The 26,522-nt window shown below is 59.3% G+C and carries 24 protein-coding genes; 8 read left to right on the top strand and 16 right to left on the bottom strand.

The genetic code is table 11. From position 1 onward, the window contains the following. The first annotated feature begins 1 nt into the window (after nucleotide 1). Complete coding sequence (locus tag RAK1035_RS03615) at nucleotides 2–1,648, top strand: acyl-CoA synthetase (RefSeq protein WP_008279563.1); 1,647 nt, start codon at nucleotides 2–4, stop codon at nucleotides 1,646–1,648. Here RAK1035_RS03615 and RAK1035_RS03620 read toward each other — a convergent pair. From RAK1035_RS03620 to RAK1035_RS03665, 10 genes are all read right to left on the bottom strand, one after another. Then, nucleotides 1,645–2,496 (bottom strand): ATP-binding cassette domain-containing protein, encoded by an 852-nt coding sequence (locus tag RAK1035_RS03620; protein ID WP_008279564.1) that lies wholly within the window; start codon nucleotides 2,494–2,496, stop codon nucleotides 1,645–1,647. The genes RAK1035_RS03615 and RAK1035_RS03620 overlap by 4 nt on opposite strands. Continuing rightward, nucleotides 2,493–3,332 carry an ABC transporter ATP-binding protein gene (locus RAK1035_RS03625; protein WP_008279565.1) on the bottom strand — a complete coding sequence of 280 codons (840 nt, stop codon included), beginning with the start codon at nucleotides 3,330–3,332 and terminating at the stop codon, nucleotides 2,493–2,495. The genes RAK1035_RS03620 and RAK1035_RS03625 overlap by 4 nt, the downstream gene beginning before the upstream one ends. A 4-nt stretch (nucleotides 3,333–3,336) precedes the next feature. Then, nucleotides 3,337–4,254: an ABC transporter permease subunit gene (locus tag RAK1035_RS03630; RefSeq protein WP_008279566.1), complete on the bottom strand. Its 918-nt coding sequence runs from the start codon at nucleotides 4,252–4,254 to the stop codon at nucleotides 3,337–3,339. Next, a complete protein-coding gene (locus RAK1035_RS03635) occupies nucleotides 4,251–5,258 on the bottom strand; it encodes an ABC transporter permease subunit (protein ID WP_008279567.1) in 1,008 nt (335 codons plus the stop codon). The genes RAK1035_RS03630 and RAK1035_RS03635 overlap by 4 nt, the downstream gene beginning before the upstream one ends. A gap of 71 nt (nucleotides 5,259–5,329) precedes the next feature. Further along, complete coding sequence (locus RAK1035_RS03640) at nucleotides 5,330–6,874, bottom strand: ABC transporter substrate-binding protein (protein WP_085976967.1); 1,545 nt, start codon at nucleotides 6,872–6,874, stop codon at nucleotides 5,330–5,332. 126 nt (nucleotides 6,875–7,000) lie between these two features. Further along, on the bottom strand, nucleotides 7,001–7,630 hold the full coding sequence (locus RAK1035_RS03645) for a helix-turn-helix domain-containing protein (protein WP_008279569.1): 630 nt from the start codon (nucleotides 7,628–7,630) through the stop codon (nucleotides 7,001–7,003). A gap of 139 nt (nucleotides 7,631–7,769) precedes the next feature. Further along, the gene (locus tag RAK1035_RS03650; RefSeq protein ID WP_037296825.1) at nucleotides 7,770–8,885 is read right to left on the bottom strand and encodes a M24 family metallopeptidase; all 1,116 of its coding nucleotides are present in this window, start codon (nucleotides 8,883–8,885) and stop codon (nucleotides 7,770–7,772) included. Nucleotides 8,886–9,013: 128 nt separating this feature from the next. After that, nucleotides 9,014–9,814, bottom strand: coding sequence for a phosphonate ABC transporter, permease protein PhnE (gene phnE / locus RAK1035_RS03655; protein ID WP_008279572.1), 801 nt, complete (start codon nucleotides 9,812–9,814; stop codon nucleotides 9,014–9,016). After that, nucleotides 9,807–10,613 carry a phosphonate ABC transporter ATP-binding protein gene (locus RAK1035_RS03660; RefSeq protein WP_008279573.1) on the bottom strand — a complete coding sequence of 269 codons (807 nt, stop codon included), beginning with the start codon at nucleotides 10,611–10,613 and terminating at the stop codon, nucleotides 9,807–9,809. The genes phnE and RAK1035_RS03660 overlap by 8 nt, the downstream gene beginning before the upstream one ends. A 60-nt stretch (nucleotides 10,614–10,673) precedes the next feature. After that, a complete protein-coding gene (locus RAK1035_RS03665; protein ID WP_008279574.1) occupies nucleotides 10,674–11,531 on the bottom strand; it encodes a PhnD/SsuA/transferrin family substrate-binding protein in 858 nt (285 codons plus the stop codon). A 116-nt stretch (nucleotides 11,532–11,647) separates the two neighbouring features. Between RAK1035_RS03665 and RAK1035_RS03670 the strand changes: the two genes are divergently transcribed. Together RAK1035_RS03670 and RAK1035_RS03675 are read left to right on the top strand one after the other, a co-directional pair. Continuing rightward, complete coding sequence (locus RAK1035_RS03670) at nucleotides 11,648–12,772, top strand: alpha-D-ribose 1-methylphosphonate 5-triphosphate diphosphatase (protein ID WP_037297005.1); 1,125 nt, start codon at nucleotides 11,648–11,650, stop codon at nucleotides 12,770–12,772. Next, entirely contained in the window at nucleotides 12,765–13,553 is a 789-nt protein-coding gene (locus tag RAK1035_RS03675) for a GntR family transcriptional regulator (RefSeq protein ID WP_008279576.1), read from the top strand. Before RAK1035_RS03670 ends, RAK1035_RS03675 begins: the two co-directional genes overlap by 8 nt. On the opposite strand, the gene RAK1035_RS03680 is transcribed toward RAK1035_RS03675, so the two are convergent. After that, nucleotides 13,535–14,572 (bottom strand): LacI family DNA-binding transcriptional regulator, encoded by a 1,038-nt coding sequence (locus RAK1035_RS03680; protein WP_008279577.1) that lies wholly within the window; start codon nucleotides 14,570–14,572, stop codon nucleotides 13,535–13,537. The genes RAK1035_RS03675 and RAK1035_RS03680 overlap by 19 nt on opposite strands. Before the next feature lie 110 nt (nucleotides 14,573–14,682). Here RAK1035_RS03680 and RAK1035_RS03685 point away from each other — a divergent pair, with 110 nt between their 5' ends. The 5 genes from RAK1035_RS03685 to RAK1035_RS03705 all read left to right on the top strand — a co-directional run bounded on the left by RAK1035_RS03685 (nucleotide 14,683) and on the right by RAK1035_RS03705 (nucleotide 20,658). Then, nucleotides 14,683–16,203: a tripartite tricarboxylate transporter permease gene (locus RAK1035_RS03685; RefSeq protein WP_037296826.1), complete on the top strand. Its 1,521-nt coding sequence runs from the start codon at nucleotides 14,683–14,685 to the stop codon at nucleotides 16,201–16,203. Next, entirely contained in the window at nucleotides 16,200–16,655 is a 456-nt protein-coding gene (locus RAK1035_RS03690) for a tripartite tricarboxylate transporter TctB family protein (RefSeq protein WP_008279579.1), read from the top strand. The genes RAK1035_RS03685 and RAK1035_RS03690 overlap by 4 nt, the downstream gene beginning before the upstream one ends. Nucleotides 16,656–16,702: 47 nt before the next feature. Beyond that, nucleotides 16,703–17,662, top strand: a complete 960-nt coding sequence (locus RAK1035_RS03695) for a tripartite tricarboxylate transporter substrate binding protein (RefSeq protein WP_037296827.1) — start codon at nucleotides 16,703–16,705, stop codon at nucleotides 17,660–17,662. A gap of 72 nt (nucleotides 17,663–17,734) precedes the next feature. Then, on the top strand, nucleotides 17,735–19,144 hold the full coding sequence (sauS, locus tag RAK1035_RS03700; RefSeq protein ID WP_037296828.1) for an acylating sulfoacetaldehyde dehydrogenase: 1,410 nt from the start codon (nucleotides 17,735–17,737) through the stop codon (nucleotides 19,142–19,144). Further along, nucleotides 19,141–20,658: an AMP-binding protein gene (locus tag RAK1035_RS03705; protein ID WP_008279582.1), complete on the top strand. Its 1,518-nt coding sequence runs from the start codon at nucleotides 19,141–19,143 to the stop codon at nucleotides 20,656–20,658. The genes sauS and RAK1035_RS03705 overlap by 4 nt, the downstream gene beginning before the upstream one ends. Before the next feature lie 17 nt (nucleotides 20,659–20,675). Here the strand turns inward: RAK1035_RS03705 and RAK1035_RS03710 are convergent, their stop codons facing one another. The 5 genes from RAK1035_RS03710 to RAK1035_RS03730 all read right to left on the bottom strand — a co-directional run bounded on the left by RAK1035_RS03710 (nucleotide 20,676) and on the right by RAK1035_RS03730 (nucleotide 26,485). Next, the gene (locus tag RAK1035_RS03710) at nucleotides 20,676–22,529 is read right to left on the bottom strand and encodes a heavy metal translocating P-type ATPase (protein ID WP_008279583.1); all 1,854 of its coding nucleotides are present in this window, start codon (nucleotides 22,527–22,529) and stop codon (nucleotides 20,676–20,678) included. Nucleotides 22,530–22,653: 124 nt separating this feature from the next. Next, a complete protein-coding gene (locus RAK1035_RS03715; RefSeq protein WP_008279584.1) occupies nucleotides 22,654–23,451 on the bottom strand; it encodes a phosphodiesterase in 798 nt (265 codons plus the stop codon). Between the two features lie 2 nt (nucleotides 23,452–23,453). Next, entirely contained in the window at nucleotides 23,454–24,263 is an 810-nt protein-coding gene (locus tag RAK1035_RS03720; protein ID WP_008279586.1) for a carbohydrate ABC transporter permease, read from the bottom strand. Further along, nucleotides 24,260–25,153: a carbohydrate ABC transporter permease gene (locus tag RAK1035_RS03725; protein WP_037296830.1), complete on the bottom strand. Its 894-nt coding sequence runs from the start codon at nucleotides 25,151–25,153 to the stop codon at nucleotides 24,260–24,262. Before RAK1035_RS03725 ends, RAK1035_RS03720 begins: the two co-directional genes overlap by 4 nt. 75 nt (nucleotides 25,154–25,228) lie before the next feature. Beyond that, nucleotides 25,229–26,485, bottom strand: a complete 1,257-nt coding sequence (locus RAK1035_RS03730; protein WP_008279588.1) for an ABC transporter substrate-binding protein — start codon at nucleotides 26,483–26,485, stop codon at nucleotides 25,229–25,231. Nucleotides 26,486–26,522: the final 37 nt, after the last annotated feature.

Genomic DNA, 26,522 nt, shown 5'->3' on the forward strand with positions numbered 1-26,522 from the left:
CATGACACCGAACCCCTATAACTCTGATCTCGACCGCAACCCCGCAAACCACCAACCCTTGACGCCACTCAGTTTTCTGGAGCGTGCGGCGACCGTGTTCCCGGATCATACCGCGATTGTGCATGGGCCCCTGCGGCGCAGCTATGCGGCCTTCTATAACCGTTCACGCCAATTGGCCTCGGCGCTGAGCGTGCATGGATTGGGGCGCGGTGATACTGTCTCGGTGATGCTGGCAAACACACCCGCGATGCTGGAATGTCATTACGGCGTGCCGATGTGCGGCGCGGTGCTGCATTCGATCAACACGCGGCTCGATGCCGGGATCATCGCGTTTCAACTTGATCACGCGATGGCGCGGGTGGTGATCGTGGACCGCGAATTCATGCCGCTGATGCAAGAGGCCCTAGCGCTCGTCAAAGTCACCCCACTCCTGATCCAATATGACGATCCCGAATTCAGCGGGCCAGAAATCGCAGCCACAGCACAAGATTACGAAGCGTTCCTGTCAGCGGGCGATCCATCGTTCGACTGGCTGATGCCAGAGGATGAATGGGACGCGATTTCCATCAATTACACATCCGGCACCACCGGCGACCCCAAGGGAGTGGTGTCACATCACCGCGGGGCGTATCTTTTGGCGCAGGGCAATGCCCTGACGACGTCGATGGCCAAGCATGCGGTCTATCTCTGGACCCTGCCGATGTTTCACTGCAATGGCTGGTGTTTCCCCTGGACGCTCTCTGCCATCATCGGCACACACATTTGCCTTCGCCAAGTGCGGGCAGAACCAATCTGGGAGGCGCTTGCGCAAGAGCGGGTAACACATCTCTGCGGCGCGCCGATTGTGATGTCGCTTATGATCTCTGCCCCCGAGACGGTTAAACGTCCTTTGGATCACACGGTGCAATTCTTTACCGCTGCGGCACCACCGCCTGAAAAGCTATTGGCGGATATGAAGGATGCTGGTTTTGACGTGACCCATCTTTATGGGCTGACAGAAACCTATGGGCCTGCCGTGGTGAATGACTGGCATGACAGTTGGTCGACGTTGCCCGCCTCAGAGCAAGCCCGCCTGAAATCACGTCAGGGGGTGCGCTATCTGGCACTTGAGGGGCTCGATGTTCTGGACCCGGAGACCATGAACCCTGTGCCCCGCGACGGCACGACCATGGGCGAGGTCATGTTTCGCGGCAATGTCGTGATGAAGGGCTATTTCCGCAATCCCAAGGCCACGCAAGAGGCCTTTGCGGGGGGCTGGTTTCATTCCGGCGATCTCGGCGTGCGGCACCCGGACGGATACATCCAGCTCAAGGACCGCTCCAAGGATGTGATCATTTCAGGGGGCGAGAATATATCGTCTATCGAGGTCGAAGAGGCGCTCTATCGGCACCCGGCGGTGGCTGTGACAGCCGTTGTCGCCATGCCGCATGAGAAATGGGGCGAAACCCCTTGCGCCTTTGTCGAACTGGCTGACGGGCAGGCGGCGGATGCGGAAACCCTGCGGGCGTGGTGCCGCGATCATCTGGCACCCTACAAGGTGCCGGGGCGGTTCGTCTTTACAGAAATACCACGCACGTCGACCGGCAAGATCCAGAAATTCCTGTTGCGCACACGCGCCAAGGAAATGACGGAACCCGAGGCCGTTTAACCCTGCCTTGCGGCCTGACGCCGCGCGACACGCGCGCGGATAGCCGCGACATCGGTGATAGGTGTCGCGGCGAACAAGGCACGGGTATAGGGGTGCTGCGGATCGGCAAAAAGCGCCTCTCGGCTGCCCTGCTCGACCGCCTCACCTTTTGAGATCACCATCACATCGTCAGCAATGTATCGCACAACCGAAAGATCGTGGCTGACAAAGACGTAAGTCAACTCAAACTCTTCCTGCAAATCCGCCAAAAGGTTGAGCACCTGTGCTTGCACCGAGAGATCGAGCGCCGACACCGGTTCATCAAGCACCAGCAGCGAAGGATTGAGCATGAGCGCGCGCGCAATCGCGATACGCTGCCGCTGCCCACCCGAAAACATATGCGGATAGCGGTTAAAATGCTCGGGCTGCAAGCCGACCTTCTTGATCATCGCCTCGGCGCGGTCGCGGCGCTCGGATGCGGGCATATCGGTGTTGATCACCAGTGGTTCCATCAGCACATTGCCGATTTTCTGGCGGGGATTGAGGCTACCGTAGGGGTTCTGAAACACCATCTGCACCTTGGAACGCAGGGCCGGGCTGGGGCGTTTACGGGCAATATCAACGGGGTGATCGTCAATCCGCAATTCGCCGCTCGAGGGGGCATCAATCAGCGCGATAATCCGCGCGAGGGTAGACTTGCCAGAACCGCTTTCACCAACGATGGCCAGTGTCTTGCCCTTCTCGACAGCAAAGTCGATGCCATTGAGCGCGCGCACCTTGCCCGCACGGGCAAAAAGGCTGCCCGGCACTGCGTAGTCCTGAACAATGCCCCGACCTTCGACAACGGGAGAGTGGGCGTCAGCGGTCATCGTGCTGCCTCCTGCGCGAAGAAGTCAGAGACAGTGGGCAGCCGGTCGCCGGTTGCATTCTCGGGCAGGGCCGAAAGCAGAGCGCGAGTATAGGGGTGCTGCGGTGCCTCGAAGAGCGAAAGGACGTCAGCCTCTTCCATCTTTTTCCCCTGATATTGCACCACCACCCGGTCGGCGGTTTCGGCCACGACGCCCATGTCATGGGTGATCAGGATCAGCGCCATGCCGTAATCCTCTTGCAGTTTCATCAACAGATCGAGGATCTGTTTCTGGATGGTCACATCAAGGGCTGTTGTCGGTTCATCCGCGATCAAAAGGCGCGGGTTCGACGCAATAGCGATGGCGATCATCACCCGCTGGCATTGGCCGCCTGACATCTGATGCGGATAGGCATTGATCTTGGTCTCGGGCTCGGGGATGCCGACGGCCCGAAAGAGATCAAGCGCACGGGCGCGGGCATCGTCCCGCGAGAGCCCAAGGTTGAGACGCAGCACCTCTTCAATCTGAAAGCCCACGGTGAACGAGGGGTTGAGCGACGCCACCGGTTCTTGGAAAATCATGGTAATCTCGCGGCCAATCAGGTGGCGGCGCTCCGACGCAGAGAGGTTCGAGATGTCGCGCCCGTCATAGGTCATCTCATCAGCGGTGATGGTGGCGGTATCAGGCAAGAGACCCATAACCGCCAGCATCGACACCGATTTGCCAGAGCCGCTCTCACCCACGATGGCCAATACCTCACCTCGGTCGACATGCACGTCGATCCCGTCCACGGCGGTAAAGCTACCGGTGGCGGTGGCGAATTTGACGGTCAGGTTCTTGATGTTCAGAAGTGCCATATCGTCAACTCCGCTTCAGCTTGGGGTCAAGCGCATCGCGCAGCCCGTCGCCCATCAAGTTGATGGCCAGCACCGAAACCAGAATGGCAAGGCCGGGAAAGGTAACAACCCACCACGCGCGCAATATGAATTCGCGCGCCTCTGCCAGCATGGTCCCCCATTCGGGTGCAGGTGGCTGTGCACCCATGCCGAGAAAGCCCAAAGCGGCGGAATCGAGCACCGCCGAGGAAAACGACAGCGTGGCCTGCACGATCAACGGCCCAAGGCAATTGGGCAGGATCGTCTTGAACATCAGGCGCAGGTTGCCCGCCCCCGCCACGCGAGCAGCAGTGACATATTCGCGCTTCATCTCGGTCATCACGGCAGCGCGGGTCAGGCGGGCGAAATGCGGCTGATAGACAATGGCAATCGCGATCATCGCATTGGTCAGCCCCGGCCCAAGCACCGCCACCAGCACAAGCGCCAAGAGAAGCGACGGAAAGGCAAGGATCACATCCATCATCCGCATGATGACATTGTCGATCCAACCGCCAAAAAACCCGGCCAAGAGCCCAATGATGATCCCGCCCACAAGCGCGATAGAGACCACGACAATGCCGATAAAGAGCGAATACTGCGCCCCAAAGATCAGACGCGAAAGCATATCGCGCCCAACCGCATCCGTGCCCAGCAGGAATTGCGCACTGCCGCCTTCGGCCCAGACGGGGGGCACAAGCAACGCTTCGCGGTATTGCGTGGTCGGGTCGTGCGGGGCGATAATTCCGGCAAAGACCGCTGTTAGGACCAGCAGCACGAAGACAACCAGACCGATCACAGCGCCCCGGTTCTGGCTGAAGTAGAACCAGAATTCGGCCAGCATACGGCGGCGGATCGCGGCGTCGGACAGCTTTACCGGGGCAGCAAGGTTGGATGTATCGCTCATTTCACACGAATCCTCGGGTTGATGAGGCCATAGGTCAGATCAACCAACAGGTTGACGATCATCACCAGCGCCGCGATGAGCAGAAGGCCAGACTGCACGACGGGATAGTCGCGCCGGGAAATGGAATCGATCATCCATTTGCCGATACCGGGCCACGAAAAGATAGTTTCCGTCAGGATTGCACCCGCCATCAGCACGCCGATTTGCAGGCCGATAGTCGTGACCACCGGCACCATGGCGTTGCGCAGCGCGTGAATGCCGATGACGCGGTATTGTGGCATGCCCTTTGCCCGGGCGGTGCGAACATAATCCTCGCCCATCACTTCGAGCATGGCAGACCGGGTCTGGCGGGCGATAACCGCAAGCGGGATCGTGGCCAATACCAAAGAGGGCAGGATGAGATGGCTCAGCGCCGAGGTGAACGCCCCCTTTTGCCCCGAGAGCAGGCTGTCGATCAACATGAAGCCCGTCACATTGGGGAAATAATAAAGCAGGCTGATACGCCCCGACACCGGCGTCCAACCCAGAATGCCCGAGAAAAAGATGATAAGCAGCAACCCCCACCAAAAGATCGGCATGGAAAAGCCCACAAGGGCAAGCGTCATGGAAATCTGATCAAACCAACTACCGCGACGGATGGCGGCAAACACGCCGACGGTGACGCCAATAACCGTGGCGATGATGATGGCGCAAAGACCCAATTCCACGGTCGCGGGAAAGAGGGTGAGGAATTCGTCCAGCACGGGCTTCTTGGTCACAAGCGAATTGCCCATATCGCCCTGCAAAAGGCGCCCGAGAAAATCGAAATACTGAAGCACAATAGGCTGGTCATAGCCCAGTTGTGCGCTGAGTTCGGCATGCCGTTCCGGGGTAACGCCACGCTCTCCGGCCATCAGCAGCACCGGATCACCGGGCAGGATACGCACAAAGCTGAAGGCAATGATCGTGATCCCGATAAAGGTCGGGACCAAGTAGAGCAGTTTGGACAGGATAAATCGGATCATGCGCCGCTTTCCTTTGAAAACGCGCGAGGGCTGTGCCCCCGCGCGTCCGGTTTCATACCAAGGCGATCTGGTTATTCGGCAATATCGACAGTCTCAAAGGTGAAGTCGCCCAAGGGGCTCATCACAAACCCCGAAACCTTGTTCGACATCGGCACGTACTGGGTGGAATGCGCGATGGTGAACCAAGGGGCCTGATCCTTGAAGATCACTTGCGCCTGTTCGTACAGCGCGGTCCGCTCTGCCGGGTCCGCAGTGATTTTGGCATCCTTCAGCAGCTTGGAAAAATCCTCGTTGCACCAGAAGGCACGGTTGGCACCGCCTTCACCAGCAGAATCGCAGGACAAGAGCACCGACAGGAAGTTGTCGGGATCACCATTGTCCCCGGTCCAGCCCAGCATCACCGCGCCGTCACGGCCTGCTTCCATCGACTTTTGCAGATACTCACCCCACTCGTAGGACACGATCTCGACCGTGACGCCGACCTTGGAGAGGTCTTCCTGCATCAGTTCTGCCGAGCGACGGGCATTGGGCATATAGGGGCGCTGTACCGGCATGGCCCAGATTTTCATCGAGAGGTCAGTCACGCCCTCTTCCTCCAGCATCTTCTTAGAGGCCTCGGGATCATAGGGATCATCGACGATCGACTCGTTATAGGACCACATGGTTGGCGGGATCGGGTTCTTGGCGGGTGCGGCAGCCCCTTGGAACACAGCCTCAACGATGGCGTCCTTGTTGATCGCCATGTTCAGCGCCTTGCGGACGCGGGCGTTGTCAAACGGCGCGACAGTGGTGTTATAGGCCAGATAGCCCACGTTCAGACCGGCCTGCTCATCAAGTTTGAGGTTGGGATCAGCTTTGATCGTCTCAATGTCAGCAGGGGCCGGATAGGGCATCAGGTGGCATTCGCCCGCCTTCAGTTTTTGCAGGCGCACGGCCGCATCGGGGGTGATGGCAAAGACCAGATCGTCAATGATTGCCCCATCGCCCCAATAGTCGGCATTCTTGGTGTAGCGGATCACCGCGTCCTTTTGATAGGCCAAGAACTTGAACGGGCCGGTGCCGATGGGCAGGTTGTTGAGATCTTCTTTGGTGCCTGCCGCATCCAGCGTATCGGCATATTCCTTGGACACGATCGAGGCAAAGGGCATGGCGATATTGGCAAGGAACGGGGCCTCGGGCTGGTTCAGGGTGAACTTGACCGTGTAGTCGTCGATCTTTTCGATGGATTTGATCAGCTCGGGCATCGCCATCGAGGTGTAGTATTCATAGGTCACACCGGCGATATACTGGTGCCACGGATGATCGGCCGAACCCTGACGCTCGTAGGAAAAGATCACGTCATCGGCGTTAAAATCGCGGCTTGGCGTGAAGTTGTCGTTGGAGTGCCATTTGACACCCTCGCGCAGATGAAACGTGTATTCGGTGCCATCCTCGGACACATCCCAGCTTGTCGCGAGGCCTGGTTCGACCTCGGTCGTACCCTTCTTGAATTCAGTCAGGCGGTTGTAGATTGGATGCGCAGAGGCATCAAAGGTGCCACCCGCAGTAAAGGGGGCGGGATCAAAACCCTCGGGCGAGGCTTCGGAGCAGTAAACAAATGTTTTGGCCTCAGACATCGTGGCGGTCAGCGCCAGTGCCGAAGCGCAGAGCAGTAGGTGTTTCACGGGTTATTCTCCTTGTTGGATTTGGAAAGGTGCGCCGGTTAACCCGGCTGATACCTGCGCGACATGCTGTGGCGTCGTTCAGGGGATGTCAGGTTGTTGGGTCTCCGCGCCTGTGCGCGGCACATAGGAAGAAGGGGTTGCCCCATGCAGCATCTTGCCTGTCCATAGCAGGCGCGCCCAACGTTCGCTAACGTTGGACCAAGAATGCGGATGCTGACCGAGGTAATGCATACTATCGCCGGTCCGCAGTAGAAACTGTTGACCGTTCACCACTTGCAGCACCTCACCATCGAGCACGAAAATCAACTCTTCGCCGGAATGTTGCACGGTTTCAGATTCGTAGCCGGGCGGGACATTGAGGATAAACGATGTGAGCTCATGCCCCGGAAATTCGGCGCCGATCTGTTCGTAGATGATCGAGGTGCCCGAAATTGAAAACTGCGGGCGCGTCTCTGCGCGTGTCACGCTATCTGCCTGTCGCGGGGTCGCGATAAAGTGGTCGATGCTGACATCGAGCGCCGCCGCAATCTCGGCTAGGGTGCCCAAGGTGGGCACCGCATTATCGCGCTCGATTTGGCTAAGATAGCTCACAGATACTCCACATCCGTTGCTGAGATCCTGCAAGGTCATCGACATGAGCTGCCGGCGTTTTCTTATGCGGCGCCCCAAGGCGAGCGGCGCGCCGGCAGGTGTATGAGTCATCGGCATCCTTGGGTCAGAAGGCTTTCGTGAGGCCCACATCAGACGAAATGGAAAAGCATTGCAACAAAAATTCTTCCATCTGGAAAATTTTTTGTCACCGAAGCGGACCTATATTGCTCCACACGCATAGGATGTTTCTGCTTGATCACCCAACCAATGGACGCACGATCAAATCACGCGGCATGTTGGAAAACACCTCTGGACCTTGGGGCCGCAGGATCACGATTTCCTCAAGCCGCAGCCCAAAGCGACCCTCGAGATAGATGCCCGGCTCGATGGAAAAGACATTGCCAACCGACAGCGGCGTCTCAGACGTTGCGGTAATGTAGGGCGGCTCGTGGATATCGATGCCAAGCCCGTGACCAGTGCGGTGCAAGAAACGGTCGCCATATCCAGCGGCGGTGATCACATCGCGCGCCGCCTTGTCGACGTCACGCGCCAATGCGCCGGGGCGCGCCGCAGCGAGAGCGGCGCGCACAGCCTGATCCACCACCGCGAATACTTCAGTATAGGTGGCATCGGGCGTTCCAAAATAGCCGCATCGCGTCATATCAGATGGATACCCATTGAGACGGCAGCCCGTATCGAGCAACACGGGCATGTCGCGCTCCAACCGCGTCGCGCCGGGCGTATGGTGCGGAAAGGACCCCGATGGGCCAAAGCAGACCGAGCAGAATTCCAGCGTCGCGCCATTCGCCCCATAGAAATCCTGAATAATCTGAACCAACTCGCGCTCGGTCATGCCCAAGCGGAGCGCATCAAAAGCGGCCTCAACCGCCCGATCATTGAGCAGGTGCGCAGCCTTGATCGCGTCGAATTCTGCGGCGTCTTTGCAGGCTCGCAGCGCACCGACTGTATCGTCGGTAAAACGTCGGTTCGGGGCCTGAAGATGATCCAGCAGCAACAGCGAAAAATCCGTACGCATGGTTTCATCGAGCACGACCGATAGGCCCGGGCGGTTTGCCTGACAGGCGCTCAGCATGTCTTGCAGGGCCGCATGCGGACCTTCGTCATCCCGCCACAAATGAAATGGTAAATCCGTTGATTGCCGCGCTGAGGCGGCATTGAGTGAGGGCATGAGAAACCCGGCATAATCGCGCGTGACCAACAGCATCACGGGCCGCTCGTCGCCATGCGGATGCACGCCCGAGAGCCATGCCATATGGCTCGACGGTCCAAGTGCCACAAGATCAGTCCCCGTAGCTTCCATACGGGTGCGTAGGTCTGCAAGGCGGGATTGGAGACGGGGAAAGGCGGTCATGACGGCTCCTGCCGATTAAAGGTTCCGGTCGACAGGTGGAGTCGCGGACACCATGCCCGGCGAATCGTCGCGGTTGGCCTTGACCATAGAAGACAATTTGAGGCCTCACACCCGTCTTCTGGGGGCGATCACTGCAGGCGGGCGCGCAATTTGTCTGTGCAAACTTCCATCAGCAGAACAATCACAAAGATCGCCAGAATGATCATCGAGGCATTGCGATACTGAAAAAGATCAAAGGCAACCTTGAGTTCCTGACCAATGCCCCCTGCCCCGACCAGCCCCAACACGACGGAAGAACGGACCGCCTTTTCCAATGCAAACAGCGAGGAATTGATCAGTGACGGCATGATATCGGGCAGGATGGCCCCGATCAGGATCGACGGTCTGTTTGCACCGATGGCCGCGAGCGCCTCTTGCGGCTCCTTCTCGGCATCCTCCATCGCCTCGGCAAAGAAACGCCCGCAAAACCCGATGGTATCGACCATGATGGTCATCGTGCCCGCCACAGCCCCAAGCCCGATCGAAGCCACGAAGATTAGCGCCCAGACCAGATCAGGCACCGTGCGCAAAAACGAGATAGCCGCCTTGACCAAAACATTGCCGCGCCCGAGCGGGGACACACCCCGCGCTGCGCACCACGCAATAGGCAGGCTGAGGACAATACCGATGGCTGCGCCGACCAAGGCAATCTGAAAGGTTTCGATCATCCTCACCGCGATACGCGCCAGAAAATCCGGTTCTGTGTTGGGTGGCAGCATCCGACCGACCAAGTTTGCCATACCGGGCAACCCGTCAGCCAGCTGCTTGGGCGAGGGGGCGACTTGCCCCATGGAGGCAAGGAGGATCGCCGCAAGTGCGACGATCAAGACAAAGTTCAGCGTTGAAAACCGTCGAAACCTGTCAGGGGCCTGAGCCCGGCGATCAATCATCGAACGTGTCCTTGAGATCAGCAGGCGCAACCTTGGTCACAGGTCGGTCAAAGAATACCTTTCCGCGCTTTAGCGCGACAATCCGGTCGGCATAATCCATGGCATGCGCCATATCATGCGAGGTATAAATCAACGTAATGCCCTGCGTGCGGCACAGATGGGTAAAAAGCTCCATCACGTTGTGGCCGGACAGCGGATCAAGGCTGGCTGCGGGTTCATCGGCAATCAGCAGCCGCGGTCTGCGCACAATCGCGCGGGCGATGGCGACACGCTGTTGCTGTCCACCTGAGAGGGCATCCGCACGGTGCAACGCCTTATGCTCTAGATCGACATCTGCAAGCGCCTGCATGGCGCGGTTGCGCCACTCGAGCGGCGCAAGGCTATGAGAAAAAGCGCGCCAACTTCCCGGCTCGCCGAACAGGCCATGGATCACATTCGACAGCACAGAGCGGCGTCGCACGAGGCAATGTTTCTGAAAAACAAAGCCGGTCTGACGCCGCATGCGCAATCGCTGAGCGCGCCCTGCCTCTCGGCCGACCGGGTGACCAAAACAGCTAAGCGTACCATCAGAAATCGAATGCAGCCCAATCAAGCTCTTGAGGAGGGTGGATTTCCCCGAACCGTTGGCACCGATCAGGGCGACACGCTCGCCCTCTTGGATTTCGAGATCAATTCCCTGAAGCACGGTTGCGCGCGTGTCATAGGCCTTGGTCAAGCCACGCGCGACGATCAGCGGTGCGACATCAGCCGCACGACCCTCGGGCGCGCTTGTCGTGGTCCGCTCTAGAACCTGCATCATCAGTCTCCGGAGTGCGTAAGGTCGTGGGCACACACCCCGGCCTTGTGGAATGAAGCCCTGTCAGTTTCCGACAAAGGATTTGGTATCCACGCCAATGGTGCCATACATCGAGCGGACATAGTCATAGTCGCTGTCCTGCACATTGGTCAGAAAGAACCCACCCTTGAATTTCTGGTTGTCCTCTCCGGTCAGGATCGCCGACATCAACTCTTCTGCGTGGTCCACAAACGCTGACTTGACGGCGGCAACAGCGTCCGCGTCGATGCCAGACCGTGCAACAAGAATATCATTGGGCAGATCTCGACCACGGGCGACGACGGTAAAGGACACATCTGGAAAGGCTTCGCGAATGCGACCAAGGTGGCTTTCGTTCATGCCGACCGCCGCAACATCCCCCCGGATCAGCGCCTCGATCGCCGTGTTACGGGAAATGATCTGTGGCTGGTAATCCTTGTTATACACAAGACCGAAATCAGCCAGAACCTGCGCAGGCCCAAGGTGCTGCGATGTCGAACCGACAGACCCAAAGGTCACGACCTTATCCTTGAGGTCCTGCACCGATTTGATCGGCCCGTCCGAAAGGGTGACGATCTGCGCAAAGTAATTCGGGCGCTGCCATGCGGTTACGATCTGTGCATCCGTCAACTCCTTGATGACGACATATTCAGCCGGGCCAGTTAGAACCAGATCCACCTGTTCCTGATTGAGCGCTTCTACGGCCGCAGTGCGCGAACTGACCGGGAAAAGCTCGATTTCCTGTCCTGTCATCTCTTCGAGTTTTGCCTCGAACGCACCAAACTCCTGTTGCAGGGCTTCGAGCCCCTCAATGTCAGTCACGGCGAATTTCAGCGGCTCTGCAAAGGCAGGCAAAGTGCTGGCAAGGGATACCGCAGCAGCGGCGAGCAGGGAACGGATCATGAGAGGTCTCCGGTGGGTTCGGGGCAAATCAGGGTTGCTGTGTATACAGGATCGTCACACAACCGAGGCATACGGGATTCGGTTGACACTTTCGTGACATGGAGATTTGCGACGACATGACGAATAACTGGACACTCACCGGCGGTCAGATGCTCTTGGGCGGAACTTTTGCGGCGCAGCCCCTGCATGTGACCAACGGTCGGATCACGCAAGAACCGGCACCAGAGGCCGAATCCTACAACGCAGCCGGCCGGTTGATCCTGCCCGGTATCATTGACCTGCACGGCGATGGGTTCGAGGCCCTGGTTCAGCCGCGTCCGGGGGTGCATTTTCCCTACGATCTTGCCTATCGCGAGGCGGATGCGCAGCTCATCTCCAACGGCATCACAACCGCCTATCACGGGCTGACGGTGTCGTGGGAGCCGGGATTGCGTGACATAGAGATCACGCGCGCCCTCCTATCGGCGCTGGAGCGCGTCGCGCCGACGCTCGACTGCGACACTCGGCTGAATATCCGGTGGGAGACTTTTGCACTCGACCATATAGACGAAGTTCTGGGTTGGTTGGCACGGCGGTCGGGCGACATCCTATCGCTCAATGATCACACAAGCGCCAATCACAAGCTGAGCGAGGAGAGTGCCAAACTCAAGCGGATGGCGGTGCGCATGGGCCTTGCGCCCACCGATGCCAAGGCTGCGATTGCGGCGGTTCTCGCCCGTCGGGATGAGGTGCCCGAAGCGATAGATCGGATATGCGCAGAGGCCGTCCGACTGGGCCGCCCGGTGCTGTCGCATGATGATATGACGCAAGAGGATCGTCGCACGGGACGCGCGCGCGGCGTGACATTGGCTGAATTCCCGATGACCCAAGAGGCGGCGCAAGAGGCGCGCATCGCAGATGAGCCAGTGATCCTGGGCGGGCCCAACGCGCTGCGCGGCGAAAGTCACAATGGCGCACTCTGTGCGACAGAGGCGGTCCGGGCAGGTCTTTGCACGGTACTGGCGTCTGACTATTATTATCCCGCACCATTTCATGCCGTTTGGCGGCTGCACGATGCTGATGTTCTGCCACTTGCGCAGGCTTGGGCCTTGGTCTCGGCCAATCCTGCTGAGGCTGTCGGGCTGCGGGACCGCGGCACATTGGACGTTGGCAAACGAGCGGATATCCTTGTGGTAAACCCGGACACACGTAGGATCGAGACGGTGTTCGTCCAAGGTAGAAAGGTGTTAGCCCGTGGCTGACCTGTCTGATCTCTCACGCGCCGAGGCCGGACTCGCGGCGCTTGCGTGCACGGCCTATGATGCCCGATCCACACGCCCAATCTGGCTGCAAATCTATGATCGTCTGGCTCAAGCGATTGAGGGGGCTGTCGTGACCCCCGGCAGCCGCCTGCCCGGTGAGGTCCAGTTGGCCGATATGTTTCAGGTTAACCGTGTCACCATGCGCCGCGCTCTGGCGCTCTTGCAAAGCGAGGGCAAATTGCAGGCGCGTAAGGGTGTAGGCATTTTCGTACGACAGGTGCCACGCGCCTTTGTGATCCGCAACGATATGCGCTTTGCCGACTCGCTGATTGATTGCGACGCCGAGGTGACATCGCGCACCCTCCGATTGGAACGCGCCTGCCCCAGCCCCGAGGCCGCGCGTCTCTTTGATCTGGAACCAACCGATCGGGTGATCGTGTTGCACCGGATGCGCCTTCTGGACGGCGCGCCGATCTATTTCACGCGCAAGGAATTACCCGCACACCGCTTCCCGGAGTTTGAGAAGATCTACCAAATCGGCCAATCGGTCAGCGCGGTTTACAAAGCGGCAGGCATCCCTTGGTTTCGCCGCGCCGAAACCCGCGTAAGCGGTGGGTTCGCGCAACCCGATGAGGCCGAAATCCTGTGTCTGAACGAAAACACCCCGGTGCAATATGTCACCGCCATTAACCGCGCCCCGGATGGAACGGCAATCGAGTTCAACAGAGGCTGCTGGCCAATGACCGGCGTGGAATTCGTGTTTCAGTCACCCATCGAGTGAACCGCGCGCGACGTGCCGCGCACGATGCATTCCAGCGGACAACGGATGCGGAAGTGATCTTCGCTTGCTCCGGTGATCAGGTCTGTGAACCGCTCGCCTGCAATTTCGCCGATGCTGCGGGCGGGAATACGGATGGTGGTCAGGCCCGGCTCCATCTCGCTTGAGCCTTTGAAATCGCCGATTCCGATCACCGAGAGATCTTCGGGAACCCGCAAGCCACAGCTTTGCGCGCCATAGATCACCCCTTGGGCAATCACGTCATTGCCACACAAAAGCGCAGTGGGACGATGGGCGCGGCGCAAGAGATCCTGCGCCACCTGCTTGGCCTGCGCAATGCTATAGGGTGCCTCCCATTGCCAATCCGCAATCAGCGGCACGCCGGCCGCCAAGAGCCGGTCACGCGCGCCAGAGAGCCGGGCACTTGCACGGTCATTGCCCTCGGGGCGGGGGAAAACCAACCCGATATCCCGATGACCAAGGCTGAGAAGATGATCAGCAGCACTGCGCCCCGCCTCGTGGTTGTCTGCCCCGACACAGGGCAAGGCTGAATCGGCAGCGTAGTTCCAAAGCGCCATCGCCGGGGTGCGATGGTGCTCCAAAAGTCGCAGGCTGGCATCTGAGTGTTCCAACCCAACAAGAGCAATGCCATCGACGCGATGCTCCATCAGTTTGCGCATCATCGCATATTCACGATCAAGGTCATAGGAATGCGACGCGATGAGCAGGGTGAAACCCGCCCGGTCGATAGAATCGGAAAAGGATTGAATCACCTCGGCAAAGATTGCGTGATCAATGGTGGGTACGATCAAACCGATGGTCGCGTTACGCCGTCCGTGCATCGACTGCGCTGCGCGATTGCGGATATAGCCCAGCTTTTCCACCGCACGGGTGATGCGTTTGCGGGTAGCTGGGCTGACAAGGCTGGGATGATTGAAACTGCGTGACACGGTCGATGGCGACACGCGCGCAGCCTTTGCAACAGCCACAATATCCACTTTTTCATTATATTTATCAGACACCTAAACCACCATTTCGGGGATTTTATGAAAACATTTGCATTACTATTTTCATCACTTACCGTAGAAGATCAACCGGCGTTTTCGTCGGAGACCGCAACGGGAGGTGCGCGTTGGAATTCATCTACTACTTCGGAGAGGTCTTTACGCCTATGGCCTTCATGCTGCTTTTGGGCGGCACGATCGGCGGGCTGATCCTCGGGGCCACTCCGGGCCTCTCGCCGACCATGGCGGTAGCCTTGCTCATTCCGTTCACCTTTCGACTTGAGCCAGCTCATGGTCTCATTCTGCTTGGGGCGGCCTATACCTCAACCGTTGCGGGCGGTGCGGTCAGTGCCATCCTGCTCAAGATCCCGGGTGCGCCCGCCAATATCGCAACGACACTGGACGGGCATACAATGGCTACGCAGGGCCGTGGGGCAGAAGCGTTGCAACTTTCGTTTTTATCCTCGGCGGCGGGCGGCATTTTTGGTGTTCTACTGCTGATCTTTCTCACGCCGATGCTGGCGAAATGGGCGCTCGCCTTTGGGCCATCGCATCTCTTTTGGCTGGCCATACTCGGCGTGACCGTGATCGGCACGCTGGATACCAACTCGGTCGTCAAAGGGCTGCTTTCGGGCTGCATGGGCATGTGGCTCGCGACCATCGGCTTTGACGATATCATGGGCGCACAGCGCTTTATCGTTCACCCTTCGCTGGCAGGTGGGATCAGCATTGTGCCCGCGCTGATCGGGCTCTTTGCCATTCCACAGGTGCTGGCGATGTTCGCGAGAGGGCGACAGCCAGCCGGGAGCGATGTGATCGCTGTACAAAAACACCCCATCGGCAAGGCAATGCGTGAAGTCATCCGCCGTTGGCGCGCGCTGAGCATCGGGACAGCTATCGGGTCTATAATCGGCCTCATTCCGGGTATCGGAGGACAGATCGCCGGGCTGGTGGCCTATGATCAGGCCAAGAAGTTTAGCCCGGAGCGGCAGAAGTTCGGCAAGGGTCACTCTGAAGGCGTGATCGCCGCAGAAAGCGCCAACAACGCGATGGTCGGACCATCGCTGGTGCCACTCCTGACGCTCTCCGTGCCCGGTAGCCCGACAGCGGCGGTGCTCTTGGGGGGCTTGCTTATCCACGGGATTTTTCCGGGTAGCGACCTTTTCGACAATCACCCGGATGTGGCCTGGACCTTTATCAACTCGATGCTCATCGGGCAGGTGTTGATGTGCATCTTTGGCCTTTACGTGGCAGGTCTTGCCGCGCGGGTGGCGCAGGTGCCGCAATATGTCATGGCCGCAGTGGTGCTGGGATTGGCTGTCTTTGGCTCTTACTCAGTTCAAAACTCGATGGGCGATGTCTATGTGATGGCCGCATTGGGCATTGGCATGTTCTTTCTAGAGCGGTTCGGCTTTACCGCCGCACCGCTTGTGCTGGGTCTTATTCTGGGACCAATCGCCGAGGCCAATTTCACGCAAGGTTCGATGATCGCCGACGCGACCGATGGACGGTTCAGTTACTTCTTTGGCGGAACGCTGAATATCGCGCTGATCCTGATCGTGATCGCCTCTGTCGCCTATTCGGCCTGGATGGAGGTTCTGCAACGTCGCCAGGACCGCGCCGATCAGGCCAAGGAGGCAAAGGCATGAGACAGTGGCAACATGTCATCCCGTCCGGGGCTATCGCCGCCCTTGGCCTCTGGGTCTGCTATGTCAGCTTTACGCAGCAGCCGGCACAGGCGTTCCTGTTTCCAAGGCTGATTTCAAGCGTTTTTGTCGTGCTGGCACTCTGGACCTTTGGTCGTGCGGTTATGGGCCTGTCGCGCGCCGGAACAGGAATTGGCCGCACGATGTTTCTCAACATCCTGCCGGGGCTGGTCGTGGCAAGTGTCTATATCTTCTGGGCCGCTGAAACGCTCGGATTTTACAGCGGCAGCGCACTGGCCTTCTTTGCACTGCTCAGCCTCTACGATCCCGCCCCGCATCGCGACATCAAAAGCTGGATGCGCCGGGCGGTAATCACATCGGGGTTCATTCTCGTGATGTATCTGCTCTTTGCAAAGCTGCTCAGCGTGTTCACGCCACGGGGCCTGTTTTTCTAGAACTGCCGGAGCGATCCGGAAAATCAAAACCAAGGGAGGAGAAGACCATGACCAAGATACTCAGAGGGTTGGCAACGGCCCTATTGCTCGCGGCGTCCCCCGCCGTGGCACAGGACTATCCAGACCGCCCCGTGATGATGATGGTGAGCTATGGCGCCGGGGGAGCCACCGATTTTCAGGCCAGAATCGTGACGATGACGGCGGGAAATGAAGACACGCTTGGCCAACCTATCGCCATCATAAACAAACCCGGCGCAGGCGGGCGTGTCGGCTGGAATTGGCTGGCAACGCAGGCAGAGGCGGATGGCTACGCGCTTGGCGTTTACAACATCCCGCATTTCATCGCGCAGTCCATCGAAGGTGGGGTCGAATACAGCGCCGACAGTTTTGAGCCGATTGCCAATTGGGGTGCTGATCCGGCAGTTTTCATCGTGGGTGCCGACAGTGAATTCAACTCGATGCGAGATGTGGTGGCCTGGGCCAAAGAGAACCCTGGCAAACTGACCTTTTCGGGGGCAGGCCTGTTTGTGGGGCACCATATCGCAGCGCTCCAACTCGAAGCAGCCGCCGAGGTCAAACTGGCCTATATTCCCAACAATTCTGGCGGTGCCGGTGCCATGAAGGCCGTGATCGCCGGAGAGGTCATGGGCGGCATCAACAACCTGTCGGACGCCTTTCGTGCCGCCGATGCGGGCAGTGTGAAGATTTTGGGTGTATTCGACACCGAGCGCAGCAGCTTCCTGCCCGATGTGCCCACCTTGCAAGAGGCGGGCTATGACATCGACGATTCCAGCGTGAACTATCGTGGCATCATGGCCCCCAAAGGCACCCCTCAAGAGGCAATAGACAAGCTGGCTGCCGTGATGCCAGCCATGTTCGCCGATCCCAATGTCATGAAACAAATGGAGGCGGGCGGATCGCCGATCAAGATCATGACGCGGCAAGAGGTGATCGAGATGTGGGCTGCCCGTCAGAAGACACTCGAGAAACTCTTGGCCGGGCTTTGATCCCGACGCAAAGCCTACCTAAGCAGGGCAGCCCCCGGCATGCCCTGCATCCACCCCAATAAGGAACACCACATGAGCGCTGAAGGTGATATCGCCGCTGTCGAAAACGTTATGGCCAAGGCTCGGGCCGCGCAAAGTTCCTATGAGGCGGGCGGGTCGCAAGAGCGCTATGACCGCGCCGCGCAAGCCGCAGCCTGGGCGATCATGGAACCGACCCGCAACCGTGCCTTGGCGGAATTGTCAGTGGCCACCACCGGCATCGGCAATGTGCCGGACAAGATCACCAAAAACCACCGCAAGACGCTTGGGCTCATGCGCGACATTTCCGGGGTTAAGACCTTCGGTGTGATCCGTGACGATCCGACAACAGGGATTACTGAAATCGCGCGTCCCATCGGGGTCGTCGGTGCCGTGGTGCCCTCGACCAATCCGGGGGCCACCCCGGCCAACAACATCATCAATGCGCTCAAATGTGGCAATGCCATAGTGCTGTCGCCCTCACCCAAAGGGGTGCCGACCTGCGAGCGCTTGCTAGAGCATATCCATGCCGAGTTTGCCAAGATCGGGGCAAACCCCGATCTGGTGCAGATGGTGCCCGCTCCGGGCTCCAAGGCCAAAACGCAGCGGATGCTGGAATTGTCCGATCTGGTGGTTGTGACCGGAAGTCAGGACAATGTGCGCCGCGCCTATACCTGCGGCACGCCTGCAATTGGCGTCGGTGCTGGCAATGTATGTGTCATCGTGGATGAAACCGCCGATCTGACGGCAGCGGCAGCCAAGATTGCAGCCTCCAAGACGTTTGACAACGCAACCTCCTGTTCCTCGGAAAATGCGGTGGTGGTGGTGGATGCGGTCTATGACGCCTTTGTCGCAGCTTTGGCACGCGAAGGCGGCGCATTGATCCCCGAGAGCAATTCGCATGAAATCGTTGCGCGTCTCTGGCCCGATGGCCATCTCAACCGCGCAGTGATTGCACAGGACGCCCCCCGCATGATTGAGGCGCTTGGCCTTTCGGGGCGGGTACCAGAGGGAACCCGATTTGTTGCGGTGGAAACACGGGATATCGGGCCCGATCACCCCCTTTCGGGCGAGAAGCTGAGCCTTGTTCTCGCGCTCTATCGCGCCGCGGATTTCGAAGATGCGGCCACTCTTGTCGAGCGCATCCTTACCCATCAGGGAGCGGGTCATTCCGTTGGCCTGCACAGCGCTGATGACAGCCGCGCACGCCATCTTGGGGCCACGCTGCCCACCTGCCGGGTGATCGTCAATCAGGCGCATTGCTTTGCAACAGGTGGTGCCTTTAACAACGGCATGCCCTTCTCACTCTCGATGGGCTGCGGAGGCTGGGGCGGCAATTCCATCGACGACAACCTCAACTGGCGACATTTCCTGCAAACCACCAAGATCGTGCGTGAAATCCCCCCAAGAGAGCCGACACTCGACGAGATTTTCGCTGATTACTGGCGGGTGGCAGGCCAATGAGGCTGTGCCGGGACACACCGCCCAAGGGCACGCTACGGGACTGGGTCGATGCCCGCGCCGAGGCGGGCGGCCCGGCACTGTCCTTTCCTGATGAAGGCACGGCGCTGGATTGGCCCGGTCTGCGTGACCGGGCCCGCGCCATCGCTGGCATGTTGACCGCACAGGGCATCGCCAAGGGCGAAAGCGTTGCGATCATGCAGCCCAACGGACAGGCGGCGATCGAAGCGATCTATGGTGCCCTCTACGGCGGATTTCGCGCCACGATGATAAACCTCGTCGCCGGGGCAGAGGCGATTGGCTATGCGCTCGACCATTCCGGGGCGCGCGTGGCTCTGGTGCATCCCTCCCAACAGGCGGTATTCCAGAGCGTCAATCCCGGCGGGCGCATTGCCGTCCTCAGCCTGACTGCGGCCGCGCCAGACACTGTCCTGCATCCCGTCACACCCGACGACCACGCCTTGCTTATGTATACTTCGGGTACGACCGGGCGCCCCAAAGGGGTCGTGCACACCCAAGCCAGCCTTTTGGCCGGGGGATGGACCACCGCCATCGCCCATAATCTCGGGCCAGAGGATACTGGGCTATGTGTCTTACCTGTCTATCATATCAACGGCCTCTGCGTATCGGTGATGGGATCGCTTGTGTCGGGGGGACAGTTGGCCATGTGCGCACGGTTCTCTGCAAGCCGGTTCTGGGCGCAGGCAGCCGAGACACGGGCCACTTGGTTTTCGGTCGTGCCCACCATTGTATCGCATCTGTTGCATGGGGAAACAGGACCAGACCCAGAGACGCGCAAACGGCTTCGGTTCGGGCGCTCTGCCTCCTCTCCGCTTCCGGTCGAGGTACATACGGCTTTTGAAGCTCGGTTCGATGTGCCCATTGTCGAGACGATGGGCCTCACAGAGACGGCGGCGCAAATCCTGTCAAACCCCCTTCCACCCGGCACGCGCAAGATTGGCTCTCCGGGTATCGCCTATGGCAATCAGGCCGAGGTCGCGGGGCCGGATATGCGCCCGCTCCCCCCCGGCCAAGAGGGTGAAATCATCGTCAAAGGCCCCAATGTGATGCTGGAATACCTCCGCAATTCCGAGGCCACGCGCACCAGTTTCACACCCGATGGCTGGCTGCGCACAGGCGATTTGGGGCGCAAAGACGCCGAGGGGTATTTCTTTGTTACCGGACGCCTCAAGGAGTTGATCATCAAGGGCGGTGAGAATATTGCGCCGCGTGAAATCGACGAGGTGCTCTATGCGCATCCCGATGTGGTCGAGGCGGCGGCCTTCTCTTGTCCTTGCCCGCGCTACGGCGAGCGGGTCGAGGCGGCAGTCGCCCTAAGGCCCGGCTCGACACTGACGGCTGAGACCCTTTTGACACTGTGCAAAGACCGGCTTGGGGCATTCAAAAGCCCGGATCACATATACTTTCTTGGCGAGTTACCCAAAGGGCCGTCGGGCAAAATTCAACGTGTCAGGCTCAAGGATTTGTTGGCCGGGGACCTCGAACCCAACCCATGAATTTGGACGGCCCACGGTCACGCAAGGGGCGCGTCAACAGGGGAAATGCGCAGCGCGCGCAGGGCGTTCAAAATGACGGCAACATCAATCGCCTCTTGCAACAGGGCACCCTGCACCGGGCTGAGATAGCCAAAGGCCGCGGCGATCATGCCAAGCACCGATAGGCCGATCCCGGCAACAACGCTTTCCACTGCGATCCGGCGAGCCGCGCGGGCAATCTCGATCCCCGGCACCAGCCGGTCGATACGATCCACTAGAAGCACCACATCTGCCGCCTCGGCAGATGCGGCCGCACCCCGCGCCCCCATGGCGACACCCACATCCGCGGCGCTGAGCGCCGGCGCGTCATTAACGCCGTCCCCCACCATCATCACCGGGCCGCGCTTGCGCTCGGAAAGAACAAGCAGCACCTTTTGATCAGGCGTGAGACCCGCCCGCAGACCATCTAGCCCAAGCCCCTCGGTCACACGCTCGGCCACATCGGCGCGGTCGCCCGTTGCAAGCAGAATACGCTCAACCCCTTCTCGCCGCAGCCTGTCCAGCATCGCGCCCGTGCCTTCGCGCAGCGGATCGGACATCACCAGATGCCCGGCCAAACGTCCGTCAATCGCCACAGCGACAAGAACAGCCCCAGCGGCCATGCTGGACGGGCCCCCCGATTGCCCCGCGATGCGCGACGCAACAAAGCCATCCCCACCCACAATAACCCGGCACCCCGCGACATGGCCAATTAGCCCTTCACCGGGCAGCTCCACCACCTCTGAGGGCACAGGCAAGCTGAGACCGCGCGCCTTTGCCGCCGCAACGATGGCCTGCGCCACAGGATGTTTCGACGCCTGATCTAGCGCTGCGGCCAAGCGCAGGATTTCATCCTCGCTCTTGTCACTGTGACAGGCGATGGACACGATTTGCGGGCGACCATCCGTCAGGGTGCCGGTTTTATCCAGGATCAGCGTGTGGATACGTGCCATTGTCTCAAGCGGTCCCGCACCCTTGATCAGCACCCCGAAATGCGCAGCACGAGAGAGGCCCGCCACCAGTGCCACCGGCACAGCAAGAATTAACGGACAAGGCGTGGCCACAACCAGAACTGCGACCGCCCGGATCGGATCCCCGGTGAACCACCACGCGGCAAAGGCAATTGCAACCGTCACCACAAGAAACCCAAGCGACCAGCGGTCCGCCAGCCGGGACATCGGTGCCTTGGATGCCTGTGCCTCGGCAACCAACCGGACGATCCCGGCATAGGTACTATCTTTGGCGGGGCGCAAGGCTATGAGGTCAAAGGCCTCGCCTGCATTGGTCGCGCCGCTCATGGTCTCGGCCCCGCGCACAAGCCGCACCGGCAGGGATTCGCCCGTCAGCGCCGATGTGTCAACAAAACCAGTCTCTGACGCCAGAGTGCCATCAACCGGCACCACATCCCCCTGCCGGATCAACAGCCTGTCACCCAGTATGATCTCGTCCAGAGGTATATCCTCTAGCCCACCGCTTCGGTGTCTCGTCGCTGTGCGCGGAACGCGGGACAGCAAAGCGTGCATTTCTCGCCGCGCACGGCCTTCTGCAAAGGACTCTAGAAATGTGCCGCCCGAATACATCACCGCGACGACCGCGGCTGCCAGTGTCTCGCCAAAGGCAAGCGCCGCCGACATAGAAAGCGCGGCAACGATATCGAGCCCGACCTCACCCCGGCGTAAGCTGCGGAGGATCTCGATGACAAGTGCGACGAGCGCGGGCGCAACCCCGGCAATCCAGAGGAATTTGGCTAAGCGGACCTCGCCCATAAAATAGAGCGCAAGCCCCAACAGCAGACCGGCTACCGCCAGCAGCAGAAGCACGATCTTGAGGCGGTCAGATCCGGTTTGTTCCATGCGACCGTGCTCTCCATGGTCACGCACAGGTTTCGCTTTATCCGCATCATCGCGCAGGCGCGACTAAGGGTCCAGTCCGCGTTTTACCGCAGGCTAACCAGCTTCGCGCCAGTGCGGATACGCCTCAGAACGCAAAAGGCCCATCCCCATGGCGCAGCGGCAGTTCTGTCCAGACGCCGCCTGGGCCCGTATCGATCAGCCCGCAACCCGTAGGACCTGTCATAAAGCCGACTGGCGCCTCCTGACGCAGGTCCAGTGCAAATGCACTGCAACAGGATGGTGCCGTCACGACCGGATGCCGCCCTAAAAGACCATGATAAACACCGTGCACATGCCCCGACAAAACCCAGATCGGAGCTTGATGCCGCTCCAGAACAAGGCGCAGGGCGTCGGGGTTTTCAAGCCCTATGGCATCCATGAACCGGATACCCGTGCGGAGCGGCGGGTGATGCAATGCCACCACCACCTGCCTTCCGCCCGTCTCTGCAAGCGCTTGGTCAAGGAACGCAAGACTTTCGGCCCGCAAGATGCCGCCGCCATTGCCCTCTATCAACGTATCAAGACCAATGACGCGCGTGTCTGCGATATCTGCAACCCAGTCGATCAGGCCGGTCGGCCTTATTTCGGGCAGGTCGGAAAACGCAGCTCTGAACGTCTCTCGACCATCGTGATTGCCGGGCACCACAAGCAACCTGTGTCCCAGTCGCTCGAGCTCCCGGCGCGCAATCGCGTAGCTCTCGGCGCTGCCATCCTCACTGAGATCGCCAGTGACAAGGATCGCATCTACCGGCCCAATCGCATCTAGCCGTGTGCGGAGCGTGTCCACAGCCTCTTGCAGCAAGCGGCCCGTGTCGAGCCGACCAGAGACCAACTGCCCCTCGGGGACGACATGAAGATCGGACAGATGGAGAAACCGCGCCATGTTTACTTGATCCCTGTGCGCAAAAAGGCCTGTACGAACTGGCGTTGAAAGACAAGGAATGCCACGAGCAAGGGGGCCACTGACAGGATTGTCGCTGCGGAAATCACGCTGATATTCACCCCATTCTCGGGTGCGCCAAAGATCGACAACCCCACGGTCAGAGGCCGAGTATCCGGCGAGTTGGTGACAATCAGCGGCCAGAGAAAATTGTTCCAATGGGTCGAGACCGAGACCAGCGCATAGGCAAGGTAAGTGGGCCGCGCGAGGGGCACATAGACCCGCCACAAGATGCCGAACCAGCCGCAGCCCTCGACACGTGCCGCTTCATGCAGCTCAATAGGCACACCCTTAAAGGCCTGCCGCATCAGAAAGATACCAAAGGCAGATGCCATATAGGGCATGCCCACCCCAAGGATCGTGTCGAACAGACCAAGCCGCGAAACCATCACATAATTCTCGACGATCAACACCTCTGGCAGGATGAAGAGCTGCATCAAGACCAGAAGAAACACCACATCCCGCCCCGGAAACCGCACCTGTGCAAAGGCGAACCCGGCCAATGTCGTGACAAAAAACTGTCCGATCAGGATGACCGTCACCAAAAGAAATGTGTTGAGGAAATACTTCAGCCACGGCGCACCCGCCCAAGCGGTGCGAAAGTTGTCCAGCGTCCATGGCGCGGTCAGGTTGAAATTGACCGCATCCGAGGTTGTGTGAAACGCCGCCCAAAAAGCGAAGACCAGCGGCGAGATCCAAATCACGGCCAGCAAAAGCGCGCCAAAAGTCTCAAGATGTCGGGACAGGACGCTCATTGGTAATGTGTCCGCTTATCGAGAATGGTGAACTTGATCCCCGCCACGATGCCAAGAACGAGCAAAATAAGAATAGTCATCGCCGCCGCCTGCGGCGCATCGAAAAAGGCGAACGCCATTTCCCAGATGTAATAGAGGATCAGCTTCGAGGCGTCGTTTGGGCCGCCCTTGGTCAGAATAAAGAGGTGGTCGATCAGCTTGACCGAGTTGATCAGGGCGTTGACCATGATGAAAAGCGTAGTCGGCATCAAAAGCGGCAGCACGATCCGGCGCGTATAGGTAAAGCGACTGGCCCCTTCGATATCAGCAGCTTCCTTGAGGTCTTCGGGGATGGTCTGAAGCGCGGCAAGGTAGAAGATCATAAAGAACCCCGCCTCCTTCCAGATCGTCACGATAATCACCGCCCAAAGCGCAGTTTCCGGCTGGCCCAGCCAGTTGACCGACGGCAAGCCAAAGAGCGCCCCAATTTGATCCAGAACGCCCAATCCCGGCGTGTAAAAGAAGAGCCACAGGTTTGCGGCGGCAATCATCGGTAGCACGGTCGGCGTGAAATAGGCGGTACGCACGAATCCGCGTGCCGGGATCTTGGAATTGGCCCAAAGCGCCATGCCAAGAGCAATCGCTATGGAAATCGGAATTGTTGCGCCAGCATAGATCAGGTTGTTCGTCACCACCTTCCAAAAAGTCGGATCGGCGAAAAGATCCGTGTAATTCTCTGTGCCTACGAATTCACTGGGTTTGCGCCGCGTTTCGCGGCTGAACAGGCTTGTCCACAACGTCGCCATAGAGGGATAAAACGCAAAAGCCGTAAGCAGGATTGCGGCGGGGGATAGCAAAAGCCATCCGTATATCGCCTGTCTGCGGCGTTCTATATTCACGTGCTGCCCCATGTTCGGCCTTTTATACAGTCAATGTCGACGCCAGACCCAAGCCCGACGTCGACAAAAGGATCACCGGGCGACAAATTACCGGTAGTCTTTCAACAGCCGCTCGGCAGCCTCCTGCGCCTCGGCCAGTGCATCGGCGGGCGATTTGCCGCCCGTCAAGGCCGCCTGAATGGCGTTATTGAGCCCATCACGCACGCGCGCCGTCTCGAAAGTTGAGAATTCGGCAATCGCGTTCTCAAGCTGATTGCGCGCAACCAGAGCCGGTGGGAACTCTGCGGTATAAGCCTTGAGCGCCTCCGTTTCATAGGACGCAGGCGACACGCCCATATAGCCGGTGGCAATCGACCATTCCGCCGCCTGTTCGGGTGCAGTCATGAACGCGATCAGTTTGAGGGCTGCGGCGCGCTCTTCTGCGGTTGTGTCCTCGAAAACATAGAAATTGCCGCCGCCGGTGGGCGAGCCGGGCCGCACATTCGCCGGAAGCACCGACACCCCGAAATCAAAGCTGGCTTCGTTCTTGACCGCCGTCAGGTTGCCGGTGGAATGCCACATCATTGCGGTCTGCCCTTCGAGAAAGGCCTGACGCAATGTGCCCCATTCAACTGTGCCAGTCGGCATGATGCCATGCTCGGTCGAGAGCGATTTCCAGAATTCCAGCGTTTCGACGACTGCCGGGTCGTCGAAATAGGTTTCCAGCCCGTCGCCGGACATCAGCTCCTTGCCGTTCTGGATGGCGAGCGCCTGAAACATCCAATAGGGATAGCCGGTCGAGGGGATCATCAGCCCATAGGTGCCATCCTTGGTCAGGGCCTTGCCCATGCTCACCATCTCGTCCCAGCTGGCCGGTGGGGCCTCTGGATCAAGACCTGCAGCGCGGAACATGTCCTTGTTGTAATAGGCCACGATGGTCGAGCGTTGGAACGGGATGCCCCATGTCTTGCCCTCGATCCGGCCATTGGCCATCAGCGCGGGATAAAAGCTATCGAGCCAGCCTTGGTCGACGCCTTCGATATCCTCAAAGGCCACAATCTGGCCCTGCTCGATCAGGTCATAGGCGTCGATGGAAAACATCACCGCCAATTGCGCAGACTCCCCCGAGGCAATGGCCGAGAGCGCACGGACGCGCGTGTCGTCGTAATTGCCCGAATAGATCGCGTTGACCTTGATATCCGGATTGGCCTCTTCGAACTTGGCGACGATGCCATCAACAACCTCGGTCAGCGCGCCGCCAACCGCAATCGGGTAATACATCGTCAATTCGGTTTGCGCAGCCACCGGCGCGGCAGTCAATGTCGCCAACGCGGTGGCCAGAGTGATCTTTCTGATGGTGTTCATGATGTCCTCCCAAGAATTAAACACGGTATTTCCAACG

The sequence above is a fragment of the Roseovarius sp. AK1035 genome, from assembly GCF_003288315.1.
Classification (GTDB): Bacteria; Pseudomonadota; Alphaproteobacteria; order Rhodobacterales; family Rhodobacteraceae; genus Roseovarius; species Roseovarius mucosus_A.